This is a genomic window from Mycobacterium sp. (assembly GCF_035506235.1).
GTDB lineage: Bacteria > Actinomycetota > Actinomycetes > Mycobacteriales > Mycobacteriaceae > Mycobacterium.
The window spans coordinates 1-3,916 of record NZ_DATJPU010000277.1 but is presented as its reverse complement, the minus strand read 5'-3'; the positions used below and the strand labels follow the sequence as shown (position 1 = coordinate 3,916).

Genomic DNA, 3,916 nt, shown 5'->3' with positions numbered 1-3,916 from the left:
AACCGGCCGGTGGCGTCCTGCGCACGACTGGACACCTGACCCATCTGCGAGCCGGATTCCGACGAGCCACCCGCGTCGAGGATGGTCAGCTGCGGCAGCAGTTCGACGAACCGCCGCTTGAGCGGCGCGCTGAGCGCCGCCCCGCCGGTGATCAGGATCAGCAGCCCCGACAGGTCGTGATCACTGGCCTCGAGCGCGTCGAGCAACGGCCGCCCGAAGGCGTCGCCGACCATCGACAGCGACATCACCCGTTCGCGGCTGGCCAGCGCCAGCGCCTCGGCCGGATCGAAATGGGTGGTGGTCGGTGGCATGACAAACGGGCGCCCGCCGCACAGGCTGATGAAGGCCGCCCACTGCGCCGCGCCGTGCATGAGCGGCGCGAGGGTCATCGAGCCCGGCCCCGCAAGCCGCGACCGCTCGACGATCTCCTCCAGGCCGGCCGCCGGCTCGCCGGTGCCCAACGTCCGCCCGCCCATGGCATTGACGTAGATGTCGTGCTGCCGCCACAGCACCGCCTTGGGCATGCCGGTGGTGCCGCCGGTATAGAGCACATACAGGTCGTCCGGCGACGGCGCCACGTCGAGCGGCTCGTCGGACGCGGACGCGAGCAGCTCCTCGTAACGCACCGCCCCCGGCAGCGGGTCGTTGCCCGAGCCGTCGTCGACGTGGATGAGCCGCATCGGCCCGGGCATCTTCGCGAGCGTTTCGGCCAGCGTCGGCGCAAACCGCGCGTGATACATGACCGCGTCGGCGCGGGCGTTGCCGAGCAGGTACACCAGCTCGTCGGCGACGTAGCGATAGTTGACGTTGAACGGTGCGACCCGCGCCCCGAACGCGCCGAGCATCGCCTCGAGGAATTCGTTGCAGTTCGCCATGTACAACCCGAGGTGGCTTTGACCCGATTCGTGCGGCGCCAACTCCGCGCGTTCGCGATGCGCGCCCAGCCCCCACTCGTGCAGCGCGCGGGCGAACCGGCGGGCGCGTTCGGCGGTTTGCGCGAAGGTGAAGCGCCGATCGCCGAACACGATGCAGTCCCGGTCGGGGTTGGCCGCCGCGACCGCCCCGAACACCTCGGCGAGGTTGAATTCCACAGAGTCTCCTAATGTGAAGCCAGCGCCACGCTACAACCACGGAGACGGGAATAGCGGTTAGTCTCGGCATCGTGTGCGGGGCTAATGGGACCGGATACAGCCGATACGTCGCCATCGGGGACAGCCAGACCGAGGGGTTATGGGACGGCAACGACGCGGTCGGCTGTCTCGGGTTTGCCGACCGGCTCGCGGTGATGATCGATTCCCTCTACCCCGGTCTGCACTACGCCAACCTGGCGATCCGCGGCAAGCTGGTGGCCGACGTGCTCCACGAGCAGGTTCCGCCGGCGCTGGCGATGCGACCGGACCTGGTCACCGTGTGCATCGGGATGAACGACGTCATCCAGCCGGGAAACTCGTTCGGTCGTGCCCTCACCGACCTCGCGCAGGTTTACGCCGCGCTCGCCGGATCGGGCGCGACGGTGGTGACCACCACCTTCCCGAACGTCGCGCAATTCCTGCCACTCGGCCGGCTGGTATCGGGGCGGCTTGCCCGCATCAACGACGCCATCAGGGCGGCCGCCGACCAATACGACTTCAGGCTCGTGGACCTTTACGACGCGCCCTCGATGCGCGACCTGGACACCTGGGATGTCGACCGCGTGCACGCGTCCACCAAAGGGCACATCCTGTTCGCCGAGGCGGCCGCCGAAGCCCTCAATTTGCCCGGCAGCAACCATGATTGGGCACAAACGACCGGCAGCCCGACGCGGCTGTCGTTCAAATCCCGCACCTACGGCCAGCTGCGCTGGACGCACCAAAAGTTCACGCCGTGGGTGTGGCGGCGGCTTCGTGGCATGTCCTCGGCCGACGGGCGGGTGCCCAAGCGTCCGCGGCTGGAACCGCTCAGCACGCCGGGCGAGGACATTACGGCGCGGTTCCTCCGCCGGTCAGGCATCCTTGACCCATGAACGTGGAGGCTTTGCTGCAGTCCATCCCGCCGCTGTTGGTCTACCTGATGGTCGGCGGTGTGGTCGGCGTGGAAAGCCTCGGAGTTCCCCTTCCCGGCGAGATCGTGCTGGTCAGCGCGGCGCTGATGTCGTCGCACCATGACCTGGCCGTCAATCCCGTCGGCGTCGGCGTTGCCGCGGTGATCGGCGCCGTCGTCGGCGACTCGATCGGCTACGCGATCGGGCGCCGGTTCGGCTTGCCGCTCTTCGACCGGCTCGGCCGGCGGTTCCCCAGGCACTTCGGGCCCGGACACGTCGCGCTCGCCGAAAAGCTGTTCAACCGCTGGGGAGTTCGGGCCGTCTTCTTCGGCCGCTTCATCGCGCTGCTGCGGATCTTCGCCGGGCCGCTGGCCGGTGCGCTGAACATGCACTACCGACGGTTCCTGGCGGCCAACGTGTCGGGCGCCGTTTGCTGGGCGGGCGGCACCACCGCCCTGGTCTACTTCGCCGGGGTGGCCGCCGAACGCTGGATGCAGCGGTTCTCCTGGGTCGCGCTGGTCATCGCGATCGTGTGCGGCCTCATCGCCGCCTTCGCGCTGCGCGAGCGCACATCGCGGGCCATCGCCGAGCTCGAGGAAGAGCACTACCGCAAAACCGGCACCACCGCGGCTAGCTGACCGCCTCGCCGATGTCCTCCGGTGCCACCGGCCGGTGCTCCCCGATCAGCGCGCAGGCCATCTTGCGGGCGCGCACGGCCGCATCCACGTCACCCACGGCCGCGAGGACGATGGCGCCCTTCATCAGGATGTGCCACGACGAGGCGAAGTCCTCCACGTCGATCAGGCCCGCCGCGACGGCGCGCTGGCGCACGATGTCGCGGACGTGTTCGATGTGGACGATGCAGGCCTGTCCGGCCGGGTGATCCACCCCCAACTCCAGCAACACGTTGATGAACGAGCACCCTTCGTAGGCGTCGTGGTGCTGAAACCAGTCGTGCATGACGTCGAAGATCGCGAGCAACTGTTCCTCGGGCGTCGCGCCCCGCTGCCGTGACTGCTCCTCGATCAGGCCGTGCGTCCAGACCTCCTCGCGCCGCTGCAGCACGGCCAGGACGAGGTCGTCCTTGGTCGCGAAATGACGGTAGAGCGTGGCCCTGGCCACCCCGGCCCGCTCGATCACCTCGTCGGTGCCGACGGCGCGGATCCCACGCCGGCTGAAGAGCTCATAAGCCGCGGTCAGGATCCGTTCACGGGCCGACCTGGCCGGCGCCGGGACATCGTGGCTGGTCATACCGGCCTTACCATACTCTTAGGCGGTGGCAGGTAGACAGACCGCCCTGTCTCGTTATACAAAAGAGATTCGCACGTCGCGAAGAATTCGTCTTAAGTCAGCAGGACGGGCACCATCCCGACGCCCGGCGTCGGTCGATTAGGGAGTCCACCATGAGCCCGGTTATTGTTGCCGAACCGATGTCAAGCCCACCGCCTCTGACGCTTAGCACGCGGCTGGTCTACCAGCTGGGCGATCCACACAGCACGCTGCGGGCCACCACCGACCGCAATGGCGCGGCGGTGCTCATCAGCGCCGGCGGCGAGATCGACGCCTGCAATGAGCACACCTGGCGCCAGCTGGTCAGCGAGGCGGCCGGCGTAGTCATTCCCCCGGGCCCCTTCGTGGTCGATGTCACGGGGCTCGATTTCATGGGCTGCTGCGCCTTCGCGGTGCTCGCCGACGAGGCGCAACGGTGTCGAGACCGCGGCATCGAACTGCGCCTGGTGAGCCACGAGCCGATCGTCACCCGGATCGTCGACGCCTGCGGGCTCAACGCCGTGCTGCCCATTTACCCGACCGCGGACGCCGCGCTCGCGTCGGCCGCTCGCTGGTGAGCTGAGCGACCTTTTCTGATTTCAGGCCCACCGTCGGGGTGGAGGAGGA

At 68.4% G+C, this 3,916-nt stretch carries 5 protein-coding genes; 3 read left to right on the top strand and 2 right to left on the bottom strand.

Annotated elements, in window-relative coordinates; all coding sequences use genetic code 11:
• On the bottom strand, positions 1-1,091 hold a 1,091-nt coding region (locus VMD50_RS26355), incomplete at its 3' end, for an AMP-binding protein (RefSeq protein ID WP_325432316.1).
• A gap of 71 nt (positions 1,092-1,162) precedes the next feature.
• Here VMD50_RS26355 and VMD50_RS26350 point away from each other — a divergent pair.
• Both VMD50_RS26350 and VMD50_RS26345 read left to right on the top strand, forming a co-directional pair.
• The gene (locus VMD50_RS26350) at positions 1,163-2,002 is read left to right on the top strand and encodes an SGNH/GDSL hydrolase family protein (RefSeq protein WP_325432313.1); all 840 of its coding nucleotides are present in this window, start codon (positions 1,163-1,165) and stop codon (positions 2,000-2,002) included.
• Positions 1,999-2,658 (top strand): DedA family protein, encoded by a 660-nt coding sequence (locus VMD50_RS26345; protein ID WP_325432311.1) that lies wholly within the window; start codon positions 1,999-2,001, stop codon positions 2,656-2,658. Before VMD50_RS26350 ends, VMD50_RS26345 begins: the two co-directional genes overlap by 4 nt.
• Here the strand turns inward: VMD50_RS26345 and VMD50_RS26340 are convergent.
• Positions 2,651-3,271 (bottom strand): TetR/AcrR family transcriptional regulator, encoded by a 621-nt coding sequence (locus VMD50_RS26340; protein ID WP_325432309.1) that lies wholly within the window; start codon positions 3,269-3,271, stop codon positions 2,651-2,653. The genes VMD50_RS26345 and VMD50_RS26340 overlap by 8 nt on opposite strands.
• Before the next feature lie 152 nt (positions 3,272-3,423).
• On the opposite strand from VMD50_RS26340, the gene VMD50_RS26335 reads away from it, so the two are divergent.
• Positions 3,424-3,867 carry an anti-sigma factor antagonist gene (locus VMD50_RS26335; protein WP_325432307.1) on the top strand — a complete coding sequence of 148 codons (444 nt, stop codon included), beginning with the start codon at positions 3,424-3,426 and terminating at the stop codon, positions 3,865-3,867.
• Positions 3,868-3,916 lie beyond the last annotated feature (49 nt).